This is a genomic window from Campylobacter concisus, from assembly GCF_003048595.2.
GTDB lineage: Bacteria > Campylobacterota > Campylobacteria > Campylobacterales > Campylobacteraceae > Campylobacter_A > Campylobacter_A concisus_L.
In genome coordinates, this window is sequence record NZ_CP049270.1 from 542,194 (window position 1) to 560,497 (window position 18,304).

Annotated in this window: 20 protein-coding genes; 8 read left to right on the forward strand and 12 right to left on the reverse strand. The window is 37.5% G+C overall.

Annotated features, from left to right (window positions below; genetic code table 11):
• Positions 1 to 6 precede the first annotated feature (6 nt).
• On the forward strand, positions 7 to 444 hold the full coding sequence (gene ybeY, locus CVT15_RS02730; RefSeq protein ID WP_103577114.1) for an rRNA maturation RNase YbeY: 438 nt from the start codon (positions 7 to 9) through the stop codon (positions 442 to 444).
• Here the strand turns inward: ybeY and CVT15_RS02735 are convergent.
• The 5 genes from CVT15_RS02735 to mobB are packed head-to-tail and all read right to left on the reverse strand — an operon-like array spanning position 441 to position 4,918.
• Positions 441 to 1,424 (reverse strand): ferrochelatase, encoded by a 984-nt coding sequence (locus CVT15_RS02735; protein WP_107897998.1) that lies wholly within the window; start codon positions 1,422 to 1,424, stop codon positions 441 to 443. The two genes, ybeY and CVT15_RS02735, sit on opposite strands and share 4 nt — an antisense overlap.
• The gene (gene metG / locus CVT15_RS02740; RefSeq protein WP_103577116.1) at positions 1,425 to 3,347 is read right to left on the reverse strand and encodes a methionine--tRNA ligase; all 1,923 of its coding nucleotides are present in this window, start codon (positions 3,345 to 3,347) and stop codon (positions 1,425 to 1,427) included.
• A gap of 19 nt (positions 3,348 to 3,366) precedes the next feature.
• A complete protein-coding gene (locus CVT15_RS02745; protein WP_087585614.1) occupies positions 3,367 to 3,576 on the reverse strand; it encodes a hypothetical protein in 210 nt (69 codons plus the stop codon).
• On the reverse strand, positions 3,576 to 4,439 hold the full coding sequence (locus CVT15_RS02750; protein WP_103577117.1) for a class 1 fructose-bisphosphatase: 864 nt from the start codon (positions 4,437 to 4,439) through the stop codon (positions 3,576 to 3,578). The genes CVT15_RS02745 and CVT15_RS02750 overlap by 1 nt, the downstream gene beginning before the upstream one ends.
• The gene (gene mobB, locus CVT15_RS02755) at positions 4,439 to 4,918 is read right to left on the reverse strand and encodes a molybdopterin-guanine dinucleotide biosynthesis protein B (RefSeq protein WP_103577118.1); all 480 of its coding nucleotides are present in this window, start codon (positions 4,916 to 4,918) and stop codon (positions 4,439 to 4,441) included. The genes CVT15_RS02750 and mobB overlap by 1 nt, the downstream gene beginning before the upstream one ends.
• A gap of 120 nt (positions 4,919 to 5,038) precedes the next feature.
• Between mobB and CVT15_RS02760 the strand changes: the two genes are divergently transcribed.
• Positions 5,039 to 5,518, forward strand: a complete 480-nt coding sequence (locus CVT15_RS02760; RefSeq protein WP_103577119.1) for a hypothetical protein — start codon at positions 5,039 to 5,041, stop codon at positions 5,516 to 5,518.
• Here CVT15_RS02760 and CVT15_RS02765 read toward each other — a convergent pair.
• Genes CVT15_RS02765 through gltX form a run of 3 tightly spaced genes read right to left on the reverse strand, consistent with a single transcriptional unit; the run spans position 5,439 to position 8,651 of the window.
• Positions 5,439 to 7,076 (reverse strand): lytic transglycosylase domain-containing protein, encoded by a 1,638-nt coding sequence (locus CVT15_RS02765; RefSeq protein ID WP_103577120.1) that lies wholly within the window; start codon positions 7,074 to 7,076, stop codon positions 5,439 to 5,441. The two genes, CVT15_RS02760 and CVT15_RS02765, sit on opposite strands and share 80 nt — an antisense overlap.
• Positions 7,054 to 7,347 carry a YggT family protein gene (locus CVT15_RS02770; protein WP_021090481.1) on the reverse strand — a complete coding sequence of 98 codons (294 nt, stop codon included), beginning with the start codon at positions 7,345 to 7,347 and terminating at the stop codon, positions 7,054 to 7,056. Before CVT15_RS02770 ends, CVT15_RS02765 begins: the two co-directional genes overlap by 23 nt.
• Positions 7,348 to 7,355: 8 nt before the next feature.
• Positions 7,356 to 8,651 (reverse strand): glutamate--tRNA ligase, encoded by a 1,296-nt coding sequence (gene gltX, locus CVT15_RS02775; RefSeq protein WP_103577121.1) that lies wholly within the window; start codon positions 8,649 to 8,651, stop codon positions 7,356 to 7,358.
• 145 nt (positions 8,652 to 8,796) lie between these two features.
• Here gltX and mscL point away from each other — a divergent pair, with 145 nt between their 5' ends.
• The 6 genes from mscL (at position 8,797) to CVT15_RS02805 (ending at position 14,113) form a co-directional block, all read left to right on the forward strand.
• Entirely contained in the window at positions 8,797 to 9,201 is a 405-nt protein-coding gene (gene mscL, locus CVT15_RS02780; protein WP_103577122.1) for a large-conductance mechanosensitive channel protein MscL, read from the forward strand.
• A 102-nt stretch (positions 9,202 to 9,303) separates the two neighbouring features.
• On the forward strand, positions 9,304 to 9,942 hold the full coding sequence (locus CVT15_RS02785; protein WP_103577123.1) for a Crp/Fnr family transcriptional regulator: 639 nt from the start codon (positions 9,304 to 9,306) through the stop codon (positions 9,940 to 9,942).
• A 120-nt stretch (positions 9,943 to 10,062) separates the two neighbouring features.
• Entirely contained in the window at positions 10,063 to 10,635 is a 573-nt protein-coding gene (locus CVT15_RS02790; protein WP_009294580.1) for a cytochrome c3 family protein, read from the forward strand.
• Positions 10,636 to 10,644: 9 nt separating this feature from the next.
• Positions 10,645 to 12,012: a multiheme c-type cytochrome gene (locus CVT15_RS02795; RefSeq protein ID WP_103577124.1), complete on the forward strand. Its 1,368-nt coding sequence runs from the start codon at positions 10,645 to 10,647 to the stop codon at positions 12,010 to 12,012.
• 192 nt (positions 12,013 to 12,204) lie between these two features.
• On the forward strand, positions 12,205 to 13,317 hold the full coding sequence (locus tag CVT15_RS02800; RefSeq protein WP_103624070.1) for a metallophosphoesterase: 1,113 nt from the start codon (positions 12,205 to 12,207) through the stop codon (positions 13,315 to 13,317).
• Between the two features lies 1 nt (position 13,318).
• A complete protein-coding gene (locus tag CVT15_RS02805) occupies positions 13,319 to 14,113 on the forward strand; it encodes a phosphatidylserine decarboxylase (RefSeq protein ID WP_107897997.1) in 795 nt (264 codons plus the stop codon).
• A gap of 488 nt (positions 14,114 to 14,601) precedes the next feature.
• Here CVT15_RS02805 and ychF read toward each other — a convergent pair whose 3' ends face one another.
• The 4 genes from ychF to apt are packed head-to-tail and all read right to left on the reverse strand — an operon-like array spanning position 14,602 to position 18,292.
• Complete coding sequence (gene ychF, locus CVT15_RS02810) at positions 14,602 to 15,705, reverse strand: redox-regulated ATPase YchF (RefSeq protein WP_103576451.1); 1,104 nt, start codon at positions 15,703 to 15,705, stop codon at positions 14,602 to 14,604.
• Positions 15,705 to 17,156, reverse strand: a complete 1,452-nt coding sequence (locus tag CVT15_RS02815; RefSeq protein ID WP_103576452.1) for a leucyl aminopeptidase — start codon at positions 17,154 to 17,156, stop codon at positions 15,705 to 15,707. The genes ychF and CVT15_RS02815 overlap by 1 nt, the downstream gene beginning before the upstream one ends.
• Positions 17,137 to 17,742, reverse strand: coding sequence for a DedA family protein (locus CVT15_RS02820; RefSeq protein WP_103576453.1), 606 nt, complete (start codon positions 17,740 to 17,742; stop codon positions 17,137 to 17,139). The genes CVT15_RS02815 and CVT15_RS02820 overlap by 20 nt, the downstream gene beginning before the upstream one ends.
• A 1-nt stretch (position 17,743) precedes the next feature.
• On the reverse strand, positions 17,744 to 18,292 hold the full coding sequence (apt, locus tag CVT15_RS02825; protein WP_103576454.1) for an adenine phosphoribosyltransferase: 549 nt from the start codon (positions 18,290 to 18,292) through the stop codon (positions 17,744 to 17,746).
• Positions 18,293 to 18,304 lie beyond the last annotated feature (12 nt).

Sequence of the window (18,304 nt, forward strand, 5' to 3'; positions counted from 1 at the left end):
CCTAAAATGATACTTTGCGAAGAGAGCTATCCAAAAATTTTAGATGAAATTTGCGAATATTTGACACTGGGAGAAATCGAGCTAGTTTTTGTCGATAAGGAAGAAATGAGAGAACTAAATAAAACTGAGCGAGGCATTGATAAAACGACAGATGTTTTAAGCTTTCCACTTGAGCTTGTCATTCACGCCCCACTTGGCTCAATCGTTATAAACAAAGATATGGTAAAAGAGAAAGCTGCTGAGCTAAATCATAGTGAAGAGGCCGAAACCGCACTACTTTTTACACATGGATTGCTTCATATCTTGGGATTTGATCATGAAAAAGATGATGGCGAAATGAGAGAAAAAGAGTGCGAGGTTATCAAGAAATTTGAGCTGCCTAAAAGTCTAATAGTAAGAAGCGAGGATGTTAGGCTGATTGATCTTATAAATAATAAAAACTAAAAGAGTAGATTTTCTTCAGATGTTTTGTGAAGCTCTTCTAAAAGCTCCTCTTTTTGGCATAAAATCAATATGTAGATAAAATTTTTAAGCTTTTTTATCTCGCTTAAATTTTTAAAGTAGATTGCGTTTTGTACTTTTAACAAAGAGCCTTCTGGCAAGCAAATTTTTATCTCATCAGGGCTAAATTTTTTATTTAAAAATATACTTTGGCTTATGAATAAATCTTCATCGCTTTCAGTAATTATGGCTCTAAAGCTATTTCCAAAACTAGTAGGAATAAAATTTTTATCTATAAAAATCGGGTCAAAATGCCCGTGAATCCTACCTTCGTAAGGCTTAAATGAAATTTTATTGCTATCAAGAAATTTTAAAAGCCCATAAAACATTCCAGCAAAAACTCGTGGTATGTTTAAGTTTTGATAGTATGTTTGCTTAAAGACTGTGCTTGTAAAAAATATCGAGCTTGGATTTATCTCGTGCATAGTCGTATCTGTGTAAATGGTCTCAAAAAGAGGCGATATTCGCTGAAGTGTTCTTGTATCATCGCCGAAAAAGACATCAAAGACCTTTGCGTGAAAAATTTGATTAAAAAGCTCAGTGATATTTTTTGACATGACGTGTGCGTTAGAGCCAAGTTTTGATTTTTCTAAAAAATCATTTATAAAAGGATTTACGGCGCAAAATTTTAGATCTTTGTGAGTTGACTCAAATCTCATAAGCTTTATCATGGCAGTTTGTAAGCTACTAACTTTTAAAAAAGCGATCTCTTTATCGATAATTGGCACATTATCTTCGCTAATTATGGCGTATGCACCTTGTTTGATTGCCGTTTCTATATCGCTATCGTTTGCATTCAAGCAAATATATGCAAAGCCACGCCTTACGTGTTTTAGCTCAAAAACAAACTCACTTACGCTAGTTATTGTTGGTGCGTTTAGAGCCTGGGCATTTATGAGGCGAGTTAAGTTTTCTATTGTCATTTAGCCAACGATCGCACCATTTTTGACCTTGCCCTGTGTGCCAAGTAGAGTTAATGAGCCATCAGATGCACTTAGGATCATGCCTTGAGAGACATATTTTTTCATCATAGTTCGTTCTTTTAAATTTGCTAAAACGCAAACTTGTTTGCCAATAAGTGAGCTAGGCTCGTAGTATTTGGCGATTCCAGAAAGAATTTGACGCGGCTGCTCCTCGCCAAGATCTATCTTAAATTTAAGCAGTTTCTCACTACCCTCGACTCTCTCGCACTCGAGCACTTCACCTACTTTTATCACAATCTTGGCAAAGTCATCGATGCTAATGGTTTCGTCCTCTTTTTTCTCCTCTTTTGGCTCAGCTTTCGTCTCAACCTTTGGCTCATTTGCCTCGCTCATTAGCTCTTTTTCTATCCTTGGAAATAGCGGCTCGGTAGCTTTTGCTACAAAATTTGAAATTTCATTTTTCAAAACAAGACTTTCATAAGATGCCGTATCTATGCTAAAGCCAAGCGTGTCAGCTATCTTAGTACAAGTTTTTGGCATAGCTGGGCTAAGTAGTATCGCTACTTTTGCAAGTAAATTCGCGCAAAGTGCCACAAGCGCATTTGCCTCGTCAGTTTTACCAGCTTTTACAAGCGACCATGGCTCATACTTCGCAACGGCTGCGTTTGCAAGCGTTACGACCTTCCAAAGATCCTCTAAGTAGCGGTTTGTAGCTAAATTTTCTAAATTTTTAATAGCCTCATCAAGATAACCTTTTGCCTCATTAAGCTCGGCGCTGTGAAGTCTTGAGACATCTTTCGAGTTGATTTTATAGTCGCTATACTTTGCGCTCATGCCCACTATTCGGCTTAGCAGGTTGCCAAGACCGTTGCCAAGTTCTGAGTTTATGCGCTCGATCAAAGCCTTTTGGCTGTAGTCGCCATCTTGTCCAAACGGCACTTCTCTAAGTAAAAAGTATCTGAAATTTTCAAGTCCATAAGCGTTTGCGACCTCTCTTGGGTTTATAACATTACCTTTGCTTTTGCTCATCTTTTCGCCATTTATCGTCCACCAGCCGTGTGCTGCGACGTGTTTTGGTAGTGGCAATCCAAGGCTCATCAAAAATGCTGGCCAATAGACCGCATGAAAACGCAAAATATCCTTGCCGACAATGTGTGTTGTGCTTGGCCAAAAGTCCATTTTAGCGTTATCTCTTGAGTATCCTAATGTTGTTAGGTAGTTTATGAGCGCATCAAGCCATACGTACATAACGTGCTTGTCGTCGTTTGCGCTCTTTGGTAGTTTTATGCCCCAGTCAAAGCTCGTTCTCGTCACAGAAAGATCTTTTAGTCCACCTTTTACAAAGCTTACGACCTCATTTTTCTTTCCCTTCGGGATAACACAAAGCTCGTCGTTTTCGTACCATTTTAAAAGCGCATCTTCATATTTTGAAAGCTTAAAAAAGTAGCTTTCTTCTTTGACCAAGGATGTCACACGGCCGCAGTCTGGACAGCAGTTGTTTTCTAGTAGATCTCTTTGATTGAAAAATGTTTCGCAGCTAACACAGTAAAAGCCCTCGTACTCACCCTTGTATATATCGCCATTGGCTTGCATTTTTTCAAAGATATTTTGCACGGTTTGTTTGTGCTCTTCGTCGGTTGTCCTTATAAAATGGTCGTAGCTTATCTCAAACTCATCCCAAAGTGATCTAAATTTTGCACTGATCTCGTCAGCATACTCTTTTGGAGTTTTGCCTCTAGCATGTGCTGCTTGCTCGATCTTTTGTCCATGCTCATCTGTGCCTGTCATAAAGTATGTATCTTTTCCTTGTAAGCGATTAAATCTAGCAAGTGTATCGGCGATGATGGTCGTATATGCATGACCAATGTGTGGCACGTCGTTTACATAGTATATTGGGGTCGTTATATAAGCTTTTTCTTTCATATTTTTATCCTTTAAATTTTTAGAAATCAAATCCACCGTCGTTGCCAGTATTGCCTTTTGACATCGAGTTATAGCAACTGTTTACATATTCTTTTCTTGTCTCGCAGTCAAAAAATACTTCGCAGTTAAAGCAGCTTTTTTGCCCTTTTTGTTCTTGGCATTCTTGTAGGATCTTTGCCTTTTGCTTCAAGGCTAGTTCAAATGCGTCCAATTGCTCGTTTTCTTGCATTATTTTTGCTCGTAAAATTTATGCAAAAGAGAAATTTCATCACGTGAGCCAAAAAAGCATGGCGTTGTTTGGTGAATTTTTTCTATTTTTATATCAAAAAGCGTTTGGTTTTTACCGTTTGTCGTTGCGCCCTTTGCGTTTTCATATATGAAGGCAAATGGCAATACCTCAAAGACTACTCTTAGCTTGCCATTTGGATGATCGCTAGTTGCTGGATAGCTAAAAAGGCCGCCACCTTTTAGTAAAATTTGATGTAGGTCGCTCACCATAGCACCTGAGTATCTTAGCCTATAGCCCTCGTTAAATAGCTCATTTATAAAATTTCTATGCGTTTGGCTCCAGCCTTTTTGCGTAGCTCCCGTGGCATTTAGCTTACCTTTTTCTTTTAGCTCAAGCTCTTTTACAAATTTAAACTCGCCATCTTTGCCAAGTCTATAAAATTTAGGCAAAGCGCCCTTTTTCTCAGCAATTACCAGCTCAAGTCTTGGGCCATATATACTGTAAGCTGCGGCTATTAAATTTTCTGGTTTTACTTCATTTTCATAGATACCAAAGATCGAGCCAACGGCGAAATTTACATCAACTAGGCTTGAGCCATCAAGCGGATCATAGGCGATGATAAAATTTGCATTTTTGTTTATCTCAAGCGCGTCCTCTTTTTCTTCGCTGATCAGCGCTTTTACGCAAGCAAGCTGCTTAAATTTAGCTGTGATGATCTCGTCGCTTTTGACATCAAGTTTTAGTTGCGTGTCGCCAGTCGCGTTTTCATGGGTTGTGTAGCCAAGATCGGCGTATTTTATCACTTCGCTTATCTCTTTTGCGATCTCTTTTATGGTGTTAAAAATTTGGTTTAATTCTTGCATTATACAGCCTTTGCATTTTCTAATATCCACGCACAAATGGCGTTTGTATCGTCTAAATTGAGATTTTTTATTTCGTAGGGAATTTGCTCTTTATAAGTGGCGATCGCGTCTGAAAAGCTAAGATAAGATTCGTCGATCTCACCTTTAAAAACGCTTAGCCTTGGTAGTGGCAGAGTCTTTAGCCCCTCGACTAAGAGCATGTCAAACTCGCCGAGCATTTTAATAACATCGCTAATTTCTTGTGAGTTTTGTGAAAAATAAGTTGTTCTAGTTGGGCTCATTACAACAACATCAGCCCCAGTTTGAGAAAATTTAAAGCTATCCTTGCCTTCAACGTCAAATTTAGCCTTGTCGCCCGGGTCGTGTTTTACTATCGCGACTTTCAAACCATCATCTATAAATTTTTTTGCTACCTTTAAAATAAGAGTCGTTTTTCCGCTATTTGAAGGGCCAGAAAAAGCGATAGCAAGTCTTTTCATAAGAACCTTTTTTGTTAAAATTTCTCGCGATTATAACTTATGTTGGCTTTAAAATTTATGAGTGAAATTTAAAAATTAAAATGCTAAAATGGCAGAAATTTTAAAAATTTAAGAGTTTTTATGAGTAAATTTATATCGTTTTTTGTATTTATTTTGATGATATTTGGCTGTGCTGGTGAAAAAGTAATTGTACATGAGCCGTTAAAAAATGAGCTTTTGGCTTACACAAGCAAGAGCGAGATTATTGATGGTGCTGACAGGACGCTCATTATCGCTACCTATTTAAATCCGATCTACAATTCAAATTTAGACCAGAGCAAAGAGCATTTTTTGGTTGCCATAAATCCAAAAGAACATGCACAAAATTTAAAGAACATAAAAGTAAATGGTGACTCAAATGCCACAAATGCAAGGCTGCTTGATGAAAATGACGAGATGCTAAAATTTGCTGGATTTTCTATGCCTTGGGCGCTCTATTATGAAGTGACCGCACCAAGTAAGCAAAGTGACGATCTCGCGCTTAGTTTCGAAATTTATCAGTCAAAGCCGGTTTTGTTAAATTTTCGAAAAGTTGCGAAATCTTTATATTGGAACCAGTAAGTGCCATATAAATCACGTAGTTTGCAAGCACCTTTTTGCCGTAGTTTCTAGTCTCTGCCACAGGGACAAATTCTAGTGATAAAAATGGCTCAAATTTTCCCTCTTTAAACATATCATCTCTTGTGATAAGCTTTTTGGTAAAGCCGATACCGCCATTATATGCATAGGCTGTAAATAGCGGATGGTAGAGAAATTTATCAAGATAGTTTAGGTGGTGATTTGCAAATTTAAATGCAATATCTGTTTTAAAAAGATCATCCTCATCAAAATTTGGGATTTTTAACTCTTTTTTACCGATCGCATTTGCAAGAAACGGCATAAACTGCATCATACCAAGGGCGTATGAAGTAGAAACTACGCTTGGGATAAAGAGACTCTCTTGTCTAGCCAGAGCGTAGATCATTGACTTTCTCTCGTTGCTGATGCCCTCAAACTCAGGAGAGCTTGGCATCAAGAAGTATTGCTTCTCCCAGCCATGTGCCTTTTGCATGAAGTATGCATAAGCGCCGATACTTTCGTTTGTATAAAATTTCTTCGCAAATTCGCTTGCTTGCGTGGCATTCATATCTTTTGCAAGGGCTACAGTTTTGTTCCATAAAAACGGATCGCTCACGTCAAAATTTTCGATATTTTGCTTATTAGGCCTTGGCACGATGACTTCAAGTGGTTCGCCACCGATCAAATCTCTTGCGTAAAGCGAGTAGATATTTGCATCCTTGCTGGCACTTAGCTCTTTTAAAAAGCTTTCGTTTTTGCTTATCTGGTACTGCCAAAAGGTCGCATTATCTCTTTGCCAAGCTCTTTCAAATGTGCTCTTGGCTCTTGCAAAAAGACTAAAAGCGATATCGTCTTGTCCTAGTAAAATCGCATTTAATCCAAGCGTAAAAGCGTCATTTTTTTCAGTGACAGCTGGATCGATGCTTAGCAAATTTCTCCTAAAGCCTTCATATTTTTTATTAAAAACAATATCGTTTAATAAATTTGTAAAACCCTTTTGTGAGTAGAGCTTGGTCATGAAATTTGCATCAAAACTTTCGCTAAAAAGTATACTTTTATTTTGCGGGCTAGAGGCGTTAAATAGCTCTAAAAAGCTCTTTGTATCGTTTAAATTTTCAAAAGCTTTAGCCGGATTTGCTTCATTTAATACGAGTAAAATTTTTGATTTTTCTGGATTTGTCTTTGCAAGATTGGCTGCTAAAATTTCACGAGTGTGATTATCAAGCTTTAAGCTAAAAGAAATGGATGTTAGCAAATTTTGGCAGGTTAGATTTGCCTGGGTGATATTTTTTGTATTTACACCAGGGCATTTGCTAGGAGCCGCTTTTGGAGGTAAAATTTTATCGATTGATTTTTGAACAAGGCCCGCTTTTCTAAATACATCACGCGAAAGATCTGCAATCTGTTCTTTTGTATAACTACCCTCGTTAATAAGACGGTTGATGTAGTAGTCTTTTGCTAGGCTTTTTGGCTCGTTTTTTAGCTCTTCGTAGGTATAAATTTTAGCTAAAAGAGCAACGCAGGCAAGAGAGAGAATACTAAAGTGACGCAGCAAAACCAAATAAAAGCCTTATTAAAAATTGATCTAAAAATTGAAGTGCTAAAAGCACAATAAGCGGAGTAAAGTCGATGCCGCTAAAATTTGTCTTTATATAGCGTCTAATAAAGCTATAAACCGGCTCAGTTAGCCTATAAAGTAGCTGCACGACCGGCGAGCTAGGATCAGGTCTGACCCAGCTAATCAGAGCTGCTGCGATGATGACCCAAGTATAGACCGTGATAATAAGGTGCAAAATGTTTGCGATCGCTGAAAATAGAGTGGAAAGTATCATTTTTGCTCCTAGATTAAAATTTTGGCCAGATCATCTTTGATAAGAGGATAGAGCTCGCTTAGCTCAGGACCGTGAAGGTCGTTTGTAAGAAGCGCACGTAGCGGCATGAAAAAGTTTTTGCCTTTTAAATTTGTAGCGTCCATAAGCTCTTTTTTAAACTCATCAAAAGTTTCGCAAGCTTTTAAATTACGAGCTGCTTTTTTGATGATCTCAAATTCGTTTTTGTACTCATCTGGAGCTATTTTTGGTGAGTATATAGCCTCTACTTTTGCCTTTATCTCAGGCACTAATGAGCTTTCTTGAGTGTAAAATTTAACTAACTCAGCCTTACTCTCATCTACGCCAAAAATTTCTTTTATACGCTCTTTTGAAGCAAGCTTGATGTGTTCTCTATTTATTTGCTCAAGTTTTTTCACGTCAAATCTAGCCGGCGAGCGTGAAATTTTGGTTATATCAAACCACTTCACCGCCTCTTCGATGGTAAAAATTTCAGTCGGAGTTTTGTTACCAAGAAGTATCAAATAGTTTGCGATCGCCTCAGGCAAAAATCCCTGCTCAAAGAGCCATTTTACACTTGACTCATTCTCACGCTTGCTCATTTTTTTACCTTCAATATTTAAAAGTATAGGCAAATGCGCGTAGTTCATCTTACCGGTATAGCCAAGGCCCTCGCGTATGAGGTCTTGCTTTGGTGTATTGCTCACGTGGTCCTCGCCGCGTATGACAAAGGTTACGCCCTCAAGCATATCATCAACTGCGCAGGCGAAGTTGTAAGTTGGAGTTTTGTCCGCTCTCATGATGACAAAGCTATCAACAGCGTCTGGCTCGAAGCTTAGCTCGCCTTTGATCGCATCTGTAAAGCTCATAGTGCGTGTTGGCTTTTTCATGCGGATGACAAATGGCTTCTCGCAGTTTAAAACTTCGGCGTCACTTAATCTCTCGCAGGTACCGTCATATCTATATGCCACGCCTTGTTCTTTTGCTTTTTGTTTTTTTGCCTCAAGTTCTTCTTCGGTGCAAAAGCAAGCAAAAGCTTTTTTGTCGATGAGGAGCTTTGAAGCTAGCTGTCTGTGGAATTTTAAATTTTCACTTTGGATGTAAATTTGCTCTGGCTTTATACCAAATTTGCTTAAAATTTCTAAGATATCTTTCTCTTTTCCCTCGATATTTCGCTCTTTGTCGGTATCTTCTATGCGTAAAATAAAGCCACTTTTATCTTGTAAAGAACAAATATAATTAAAAATAGCGGCACGTAAATTTCCTATGTGCATATCTCCTGTTGGAGAGGGTGCAAAACGATACATAAGCTCATTCCTTACGTTAAATTTTGAGCTTGGATTATAACACCAGCTTGATAAATTTAAAGTTATGTAATTTGATTTTTTTAGCCGAAGCAAAGCATTTCTTGAATAAAATCCGAACAAAAATTTAACATTTTTAGGAGAAACAATGAGTTTTATAAGCGAATTTAAAGAATTTGCGATGCGCGGAAATGTCATAGATATGGCTGTTGGCGTTGTTATAGGCGGCGCGTTTGGAAAGATCGTTTCATCACTAGTTGGTGATGTTATAATGCCAGCTGTTGGAGTTTTAACTGGCGGTGTAAATTTCACTGATCTTAAGCTTACACTAAAGGAAGCGGCAGAGGGAGCGCCTGCTGTTACGATAAACTATGGCTCATTTATACAAACAATGGTTGATTTTTTAATAATCGCATTTTGTATTTTCTGCGTTATCAAAGCTTTAAATACACTTAAAAATAAATTACCAAAAGAGGAGCCAGCTACAGCAGAGCCTGAAACTCCAGCTGACATTGCACTTTTAACTGAGATTAGAGATCTACTTAAAAAATAATTTCATACAATTCGAAGGGAGAATTCCCTTTGAAAATCTATTAAAATTTATCTTATTTTTATATGCTAAAATGTTTTTTATTTTAAAAAGGCGAGTAAAAATATGATAGAGAAAATCCCGTTTTTTCAAGGCTTAAACGAAGAAGATTTAGCCAAACTTGAAGCCATAAGTGTCGTAAAAAAGTATAAAAAAGGTGAATTTTTATTTATAGAAGGCGAGGAGCCAAAATGGTTAATATTTTTGATAAGTGGCTCTGTTAAGCTTTATAAAACCACGGCAAACGGAAAAGAAATTTTTATTCATCAGTTAGCACCTATGAATTTTGTAGCTGAAGTCGTAAATTTTGAAAATATTGTCTACCCAGCTAGTGCTATTTTTACCATATCTGGCGAGGTATTAAAGATAAATTATGAAAAATTCGCGGCAGAATTTTTAATAAAACCAGAAATTTGTATGAAATTTTTAAAGTCAATGTCTGAAAAGATAAGAATCACAACAAATCTACTTCATCAAGAGTTAATTTTAAGCTCAGAAGAAAAAGTGGCTAGGTTTATTTTAGACCATGAAGATTTATTTAATGAGCTAAAACATACAAAAATTTCATCAATACTTAATATGACTCCAGAAACTTTTTCAAGAATTTTAAATAAATTTAAAACAAATGGATTGGTTAAACTTGACGAAAAGAACCAAATTTTGGAAAAATATGTAGGTGGACTGCAAGAAATTTATTCTTATTGAAAGTTAATATCAAATAAATATTTTTATTTACTTAAAGAAAAAATTTATATATTTTTTGATAGTATTCACTTAAAATTTTAGTAAAAATTTACGATATATTGATAAATTCAGGAGGAAGTTTTGGCTGAAGTTAAGAAGAAATTTTTTGTTTGGTCATCTGTGATAATAGGCATCGTAATCGGCCTTATCGCTTCTATGGGCATAGCTGATGCACTTCATGCGACTGGTAGTGGCTACATCTGTACCATTTGTCACACGATGGATCCTATGAATGCTGCATATCATGAAGATGTACACGGCGGCAATAACAAGCTTGGCATAAAAGCTGAATGTTCAGCCTGTCACCTAAATCATACAAGTGCCTATACCTATGTACTTACAAAGCTTAAAGTATCGATAAATGATGGTTATAAGACATTTTTTACAGATACGGACAAGATCGACTGGCGTAAAAAACGCGAGCATGCATCTCACTTTGTCTATGATAGTGGATGTTTGACTTGCCACTCAAATTTAAAAAATGTTATTCAAGCTGGTAAATCATTCTTACCACATAGAGATTATTTCGTTCTTGGAAATCCTAATAAAAAATCATGTGTTGACTGCCACGAGCACGTTGGTCACAAGAATTTAGGACTACAAATCGATAAATTTGAAGCAATTAAAAAACAAGAAAACAATAAAACCAAGTAAGGAGGAGAGATGTTTAAAAAGTCGCTAATGTTATTAGCCTGTCTAATGTCTTTTGGCTTTGCCTCAAACATGGATGCAAATAAATCTGACGCTTTAAACCTTAATGTTGTAAAAAACATTAAAGTTGCTCACAAAATGTCAGACTTATCAAAAAGCTGTGTTGAGTGCCACGCTGAAAAGACACCTGGTATAGTTGCCGATTGGAAAAATAGTCGCCACGCTCACGTTGGCGTAAGTTGTATGGATTGCCACTCTGTAAATGCAGATAATCCTATGGCTTCAGTTAAGGTGCATCCAAAAGATTCTAACAACCATGTTTCAATGCTAGTTAGCCCAAAAACTTGTGCTAAGTGCCACGAGAATGAGGTTGAAGAATTTGTTAAGAGTGGTCACGCAAGAGGTGCTATGCAAATGTATGCTAACCCTGCGATGGTAAAACTAATGTATCACTATGAAGGTATGGATCATCCAGAATACAAAATGGCTCCAGACGCTACTGGTTGTACACAGTGCCACGGAACCGTCATCAAACTAGACGCTGATCACAAACCTACAAAAGAGACTTGGCCAAACTACGGTATAGGTAATGTTTATCCTGATGGTGGCGTAGGCGGATGTAAATCATGCCACAGCGCACACACATTTAGCATAGCTGAAGCTAGAAAACCAGCTGCTTGTGCATCTTGCCACCTTGGACCTGATCACCCAGATATTGAGATCTTTAACAACTCAATGCACGGACATATCTATAATAGCGAAGCTCACAAATGGAATTTTGATGCTGCTCCTGATACATGGGATGTACCAGACTTTAGAGCTCCAACTTGTGCAGCTTGCCACATGAGTGGTGTTGGTGAAACAACAACAACTCACAATGTTTCAAGAAGACTAAAATGGAACCTATGGGGCGTCAGCAGTAAGCTAAGAACAGCTGGTGATGAACAAGCTGCTGTTGTTTACGAAAAAACTGGCAAACTAACCATAGGAACGCCACTTGCAGGTCATCCAAATGGACCAGAAGCAGCAAGAGCTGAGATGAAGCTAGTTTGTAAAGCTTGCCATACATCAACTCATACAGATAACTTCTTCATTATGGGTGATAAGCAAGTAGAGCTTTATAACGTTTACAATGCTGAAGCAACTAAGATGCTTGAAGAGTTGAAAGCTAAAAACTTACTACTCGCAGACGCTTGGGAAGATGAATTCCAAGATGTTTACTATCATATGTGGCACCACGAAGGTCGCCGTATGAGACAAGGTGCTCTAATGGGTGGTCCTGACTATTCACACTGGCATGGAGTATTTGAAGTTAAGAACGACATTAGAAAACTTCGTGAGATCTATAAACAAAGAATTGAGACTGGTAAAGTTAAATAATTCTTTATAAGGTGGGTTTTCTCCCACCTTACTTTCTTAAATAACTATTAGATTTACTCAACTTAAATCATTTTTTATACGTTCAAAACTATACAATTTTTAAGACTAATAACATTAAAAGTAAGATATTAATTTTTATAGTACAAATTTAAAAATATAAAATATAATTTTTTATTTTTACAAGGAGAATTTTTGGGACTTTTGAGAATTATTATTGGAGCATTTATATTTAGTTTTCTTATAAATTTTTATTCATATAACCGTTTCATAAAAAAGGTTTCATTTTTTATACCACATCTTGCAAAAATCAGGATACTTTTATATGTTATTTGTATTCTTGAGTTTATATTTGTTCTTCAGATCAGGTTTTCATTCTTAAGCATTGAGCTTTATTTGATCGCTGGTACGCTCATAGGTTTTTCACTATTTTTGTTTGCTGTTAGTCTATTTTACGATATTTTACGTAGCATTTTTTCTAAAAGTAGCTTTAGTCCAACAAGACGAAAATTTATAAAATTTTGCTTTGATATTACATTTGTCATTTTTGTAATTGCTTGTTTTTTAAAAGGTATTTTCAATGCTTTAATGCCACCAAAGATAAGGCAAGTAGATATAAAAATAAAAAATTTACAAAGCAGCCTAAAAATAGCCATGATAACGGACGTGCATATAGGAGAATTTTTACAGAAAGACTTTATTAAAAAACTCGTCAATGACATAAATTTGGCAAATCCTGACATCGTAGTGATAGTGGGTGACTTAGTTGATGTAAATGCCGCTTTTATAGAAGATTTTCTAGAGCCATTAAAAAGTCTTAAAAGTACTTATGGGACTTTTTATGTACCTGGCAATCATGAATATTATCACGGAATAGATGGCATTTTAGAAAAGATCAGTTCTCTTGGCATAGAAATTTTAGGTAATAAAAACAAAAAAATTGCGAGTATAAATCTAGCTGGCGTTTACGATTTGGCTGGCATTAGGTTTAAACATTTAGAGCCAAATTTAGATGAGGCATTGACAGGACGTGATCCATCGCTACCTACTATCTTGCTCTCTCATCAGCCAAAATTTATAAAATCAATGCAGCAAGACGTTGATCTAGTGCTTTGCGGACATACACACGCTGGTCAAATTTTTCCTTTTGGTCTTTTGGTTTTACTTGATCAGGGATTTTTACATGGCCTTTATAAGATTAATGATAAAATGCAAGCTTATGTTAGCAGTGGTGCTGGATTTTGGGGGCCTCCTGTTAGAATTTTTGCTCCAAGCGAGATTGCAATATTAAATTTAAGTAAGGAATAAAATGAATAAAGACAATCTATTTTCTCAAATTTTTGGAAAGGTTGCAAAGATTAGCTTTTTCAAACCACTTCAAGAGACCATAAATTCTTTTTATGTAAGACTATTTAAGATAGATATGAGCGAGTTTAAACCAGCAAATGAATATAAAAATTTAAATGAGCTTTTTACTAGAAGGCTCATAAAACCAAGAGATTTTGATACAGTAGATGAGATGTTTATAAGCCCAGTTGATGGTATTTGTCTTAGTTTTGGCAGCACAAAGGAACTAAAGGCCTTTAGTATAAAAGGCATGGAGTATAGTGTAAGTGAACTATTGGGGCAGAGTGAGCTTGAGGGCGAATATGACTTTGCAAATATCTATCTTAGCCCAAAAGATTATCATCATTATCATGCGCCTTGCGATATTGCCATTAAAAAAGCCATATACATTCCGGGTAAGCTTTACAGCGTGGCTGCAAAATGGCTTGCAAAAGTAGACAGCCTTTATACAAAGAATGAACGCGTAGCGCTATCTTGTGAGATAAAAAATGGTAAGAAACTTTGGCTTGTTTTTGTAGGTGCGTTAAATGTCGGAAAGATGAAATTTTGTTTTGATGAGCGTATACAGACAAATGCGATGGCAAATTTTACACAAATTTACGAGTATGAAAATTTACATATCAAAAAGGGCGAGCGCCTTGGGAATTTTGAGCTTGGCTCAACTATCGTGATACTTAGCGAAAAAGATGCAATTGAATACAATCTCTTTGAAAATAAAGAGCTTAAATTTGCCGAGACCATTGGAATAATAAAATAAATACGCTAGGTATATAAGTAAAATTTTTATACCCTACTTGGCCGGTGTCTTATTTGCTCAGACTTTGGTGGTTTTTCATATATTCATTATAATATGAGCTTAAAAAAGTATCATGTTTTTTATAGTCATAAGCTCATAGGCTTCAAAATATTATAGATATGAAAGCTTGTAAAATATAATGAGTGTATTATTTTATCTATCGAAATCTTTCTTGCTTTAATTGTGTTCTTCATTAAACCATCAACCTCTGCAACTAAGAGCTATTATCTTTACTTATAAAACCCATATTGATATCACAGAGCTGATAACTTTTACATCATTGCTTGTATAGAAAAGCTTATGTATCAATAAAGATATTAATAAGACGATATAGCTTAGTATATTTTTCAAAAGAATTTTTATCAACTATAATAAGGAAGTTTTAATTTACCTTATGCAGCCCAAGGATTAAATATTTTTTAACTATTTAGCCCAAAAGAGGGCTAAATTTAAACATTAAACCTAAAGTGCATAACATCGCCATCTTGTACGATGTAGTCTTTGCCCTCAAGTCTCATCTTGCCAGCCTCTTTGGCTCCGTTTTCGCCGCCATGTGCGATGTAGTCATCATAGCTTATCACTTCAGCTCTGATAAATCCTCTCTCAAAGTCATTGTGTATGACGCTTGCTGCTTTTGGCGCTTTCCAGCCATTTGTGATCGTCCAAGCCCTAACTTCAACGACGCCAGCGGTGAAATAGCTTATCAAATTTAGCTTCGCAAAAGATGTTTTGATGATCTTTTCAAGACCGCTCTCGTTCGTGCCAAGAGATGCCAAAAACTCGTGTGCCTCTTCGTCGCTTAGGCCGATTAGCTCCTCTTCAACCTTGGCGCAAAGCTTGATCACCTCGTGGTCTGAGGCTTTTGCGTACTCTCTTAGTGCTTTTACAAATTTATTATCTTCGCTAAGCCCTTCTTCATCGACGTTTGCACCATAAACTACCTCTTTGGCGCTTAAAAGCCTTAGCTCTCTATTAAGCGCTAAAAACGCCTCACTATCTTTTTGCTCAAAGCTACTTGCGCTTTTGCCGTCGTTTAGGTGAGCCAAAAGTAAATTTGCCACCTCAAGCGCTTCTTTTGCGCCTTTTGCGTTTGCTTTCGCCTCTCTTGTGAGCTTTTCTATCTTTTTGTTTAGCTGCTCGATGTCGGCTAGTATCAGTTCGGTTTGAATGATCTCGATGTCTCTTACTGGATCGACGCTGCCCTCGACGTGAGTAATATTTTCATCTTCAAAGCAGCGAACGATGTGTAAGATAAGCTCGGTTTCTCTGATGTTTGATAAAAATTTATTGCCAAGCCCCTCGCCTGAGCTTGCACCCTTTACAAGGCCTGCGATATCAACAAATTCTATGGTTGAGTATTGAATTTTATTTGGACTTACTATCTTTGCAAGCTCATTTAGACGCTTATCAGGCACTGGCACGATGGCTTTATTTGGCTCGATCGTACAAAACGGATAGTTTGCACTCTCAGCGTTTTGCGCCTTTGTAAGCGCGTTAAATGTCGTTGATTTGCCCACATTTGGTAGGCCTACTATTCCAACTGAAAGTCCCATCAATTCTCCTTGCTAAGTGCTTGTAAAAAGTATAAATTCATCCTAACGCCAGCTCCGCTTGCACCTGCTTGGTTGTATCCCCAAGCCTTTTCGCGGTATGCTGGACCTGCAATGTCGAGGTGTAGCCACTTATCTTTGTACTCTTCTTTTATAAATTTAGCTAAAAACATGCCAGCTGTGATCGCGCCGCCATATCTACTTGATGCACAATTACTAACGTCTGCGATCTGGCTTTTGATAAGCTCGCTAAGATAAGGGTTAAAATCAAGCGTAGTTGCTAGCTCACCACTGTCTTTTATCTTGTTTTTAAACTCACTTTTTAGGCTCTCGCTGTTGCCCATGATGCCTGTTGTGTACTCGCCAAGCCCCACGACGCAAGCGCCAGTTAGGGTTGCCATATCTATTAAAATGTCTGGCTTAAAGTCCTGTGCGTAACTTAGGCAGTCAGCTAGCACTAAACGTCCTTCTGCATCGGTGTTTCTAACCTCTATGCTAACGCCACTTCTTGAAATTAGCACATCATCAGGCTTATAAGCGTTGCCGCCGATCATATTTTCAGTAGCGCCTAAAATGGCATGAATTTCAAATGGTAAATTTAACTCCGCTGCGCCTTTTATGATGCCAAGAGCCGCTGCTGCACCGCTTTTGTCTGATTTCATAGTGAGCATATAATCAGCCGGCTTTAAGCTAAGGCCACCGCTATCGTATGTTAGGCCTTTGCCGACAAAGATTATGCGTTTTTTAGACTTTTTAGATTTGTAGGTTAGGTGAATGAGCCTTGGCTTATGCACGCTTGCACGATTTACCGCCAAAAATGCGTTCATATTCTCTTTTGCTAGAAATTTCTCGTCATAGACCTCGCATTTGATACTAGCGTGGCTCTTGGCCAAATTTTGCGCGTCCTCGGCCATCTTTTGTGGTGTATAAATTTCTGGGATTTCATTTACGATATCTTTTGCAAAATTTGTAGCATTTGCTATTACCTCTGCCTCTTTAAAGCTCTCATTTGCTGCCTTTAGATCGACCTTTTTGCCAGCAAATTCTTCAGTAGAAAAGATGATCTCTTTAAGGGTGTATTTCTCTTTTTTTTCTTTATACTTGTTAAATTCATAGCTTCCAAGCAAAAAGCCCTCAGCTAGCGCCTCAAAGCTTAGTTTTGGACAATCTGCTATGTATGAAGCTAGCTTAATACTCTTAATATTTAGCGATTTTAGCGCGTTATAGGCCTTTGCTGCCGCAAGCCTTAGTTCATCAAATTCTAGCTTAGCAAGTGGTACGTAAGCCCTTTTTACCTCGCTTAGAATGAGGACGCTCTCACCTTTATAATTATTAAATTTAATAGCCTCTTTATCGCTTACGAATTTATGTTTTAAGTCCTTATCTACTACGAAAATTAGTTCAATATCAGCTTTTATATCTTTTAACTTTTTATCAACTATTTGAAACTGCATGTCTTCTGTCTCTCCTTTCGTTTAAAATTTTATTTTCAATGCGCTTAAATGCATAGATCAAAAGCCCCATAAATATAGCAACTACTGGGATAGCGACGTACCAGTGCTCTTTTGCTTTTTGAAGTAGCACAAGTATATGCTCGCCAAGTATCCAAGCAGGTATGGTGGTGATCGCCGCCCAGCACCAGGCGCTGATCAAATTTATAAAGGCGTATTTTTTAGCATCATAGCCGGTAAGTCCTATGCAAAGCGGTATGATGACACGAAAGCCGTACATGTAGCGCTGTAAAAAGATGATCGGCCAGCCGTATTTTTTCAGCATTATGTGCGCCACTGCAAATTTTCTCCGCTGCGCGTGGAGCCTTTTTGCGATGTATTTTTTATTGTAACGGCCAAGATAGAAGTAAATTTGATCTCCCACAAAGCCTCCAAGTCCAGCCACAAAGATAGCAAGCGCGATGTGCATATGAGTGGTGTGAGCGAGAATTCCAGCCATTATTAAGGCCATTTCGCCTTCCATGATACACCAGACAAAAAGTATGATGTAGCCGTACTCTTTAAGCAGTTCTATAAAAAACTCTTCCATTCTAAACCTCTAAAACGCTGTAAATTTTAGTAAGCGACTTTAGCTTTTCGCTACCTTTTAGATCAACTAGATCTACGATAAAGCACGCTTCTACGCAGGTTGCGTTAGTTTGATTGATAAGCTCGACTGAAGCCTTTGCAGTGCCTCCAGTGGCTATGAGATCGTCCATCAAAAGCACTCTAGCGCCCACTTTTTCTCCAAAAGCATCGATGTGAATTTGCACTTCATCGACGCCATACTCTAGGCTATATTTTTGAGAAAGCGTGATAAAAGGCAGTTTTTTTGGCTTGCGTATCGGCACAAAAGGAAGCCTTAGCCTTGCTGCAAGCGCTGCGCCAAAGATGAAGCCACGAGACTCGATACCAGCGATGTAGTCGATCTTTGCATCCTCATATCTAGCCACTAAATGATCTATCAAAAAGTTAAATGCTTCTTTGTTGTTTAGTAGTGTCGTGATGTCGCGAAAGACTATGCCAGGCTTTGGAAAGTCGTTTATGCAGCGAATAGAGTTTATTAAAAATTCTTTGCCTTTTTGATCTAAAATTTTCATAATTTTCCTTAA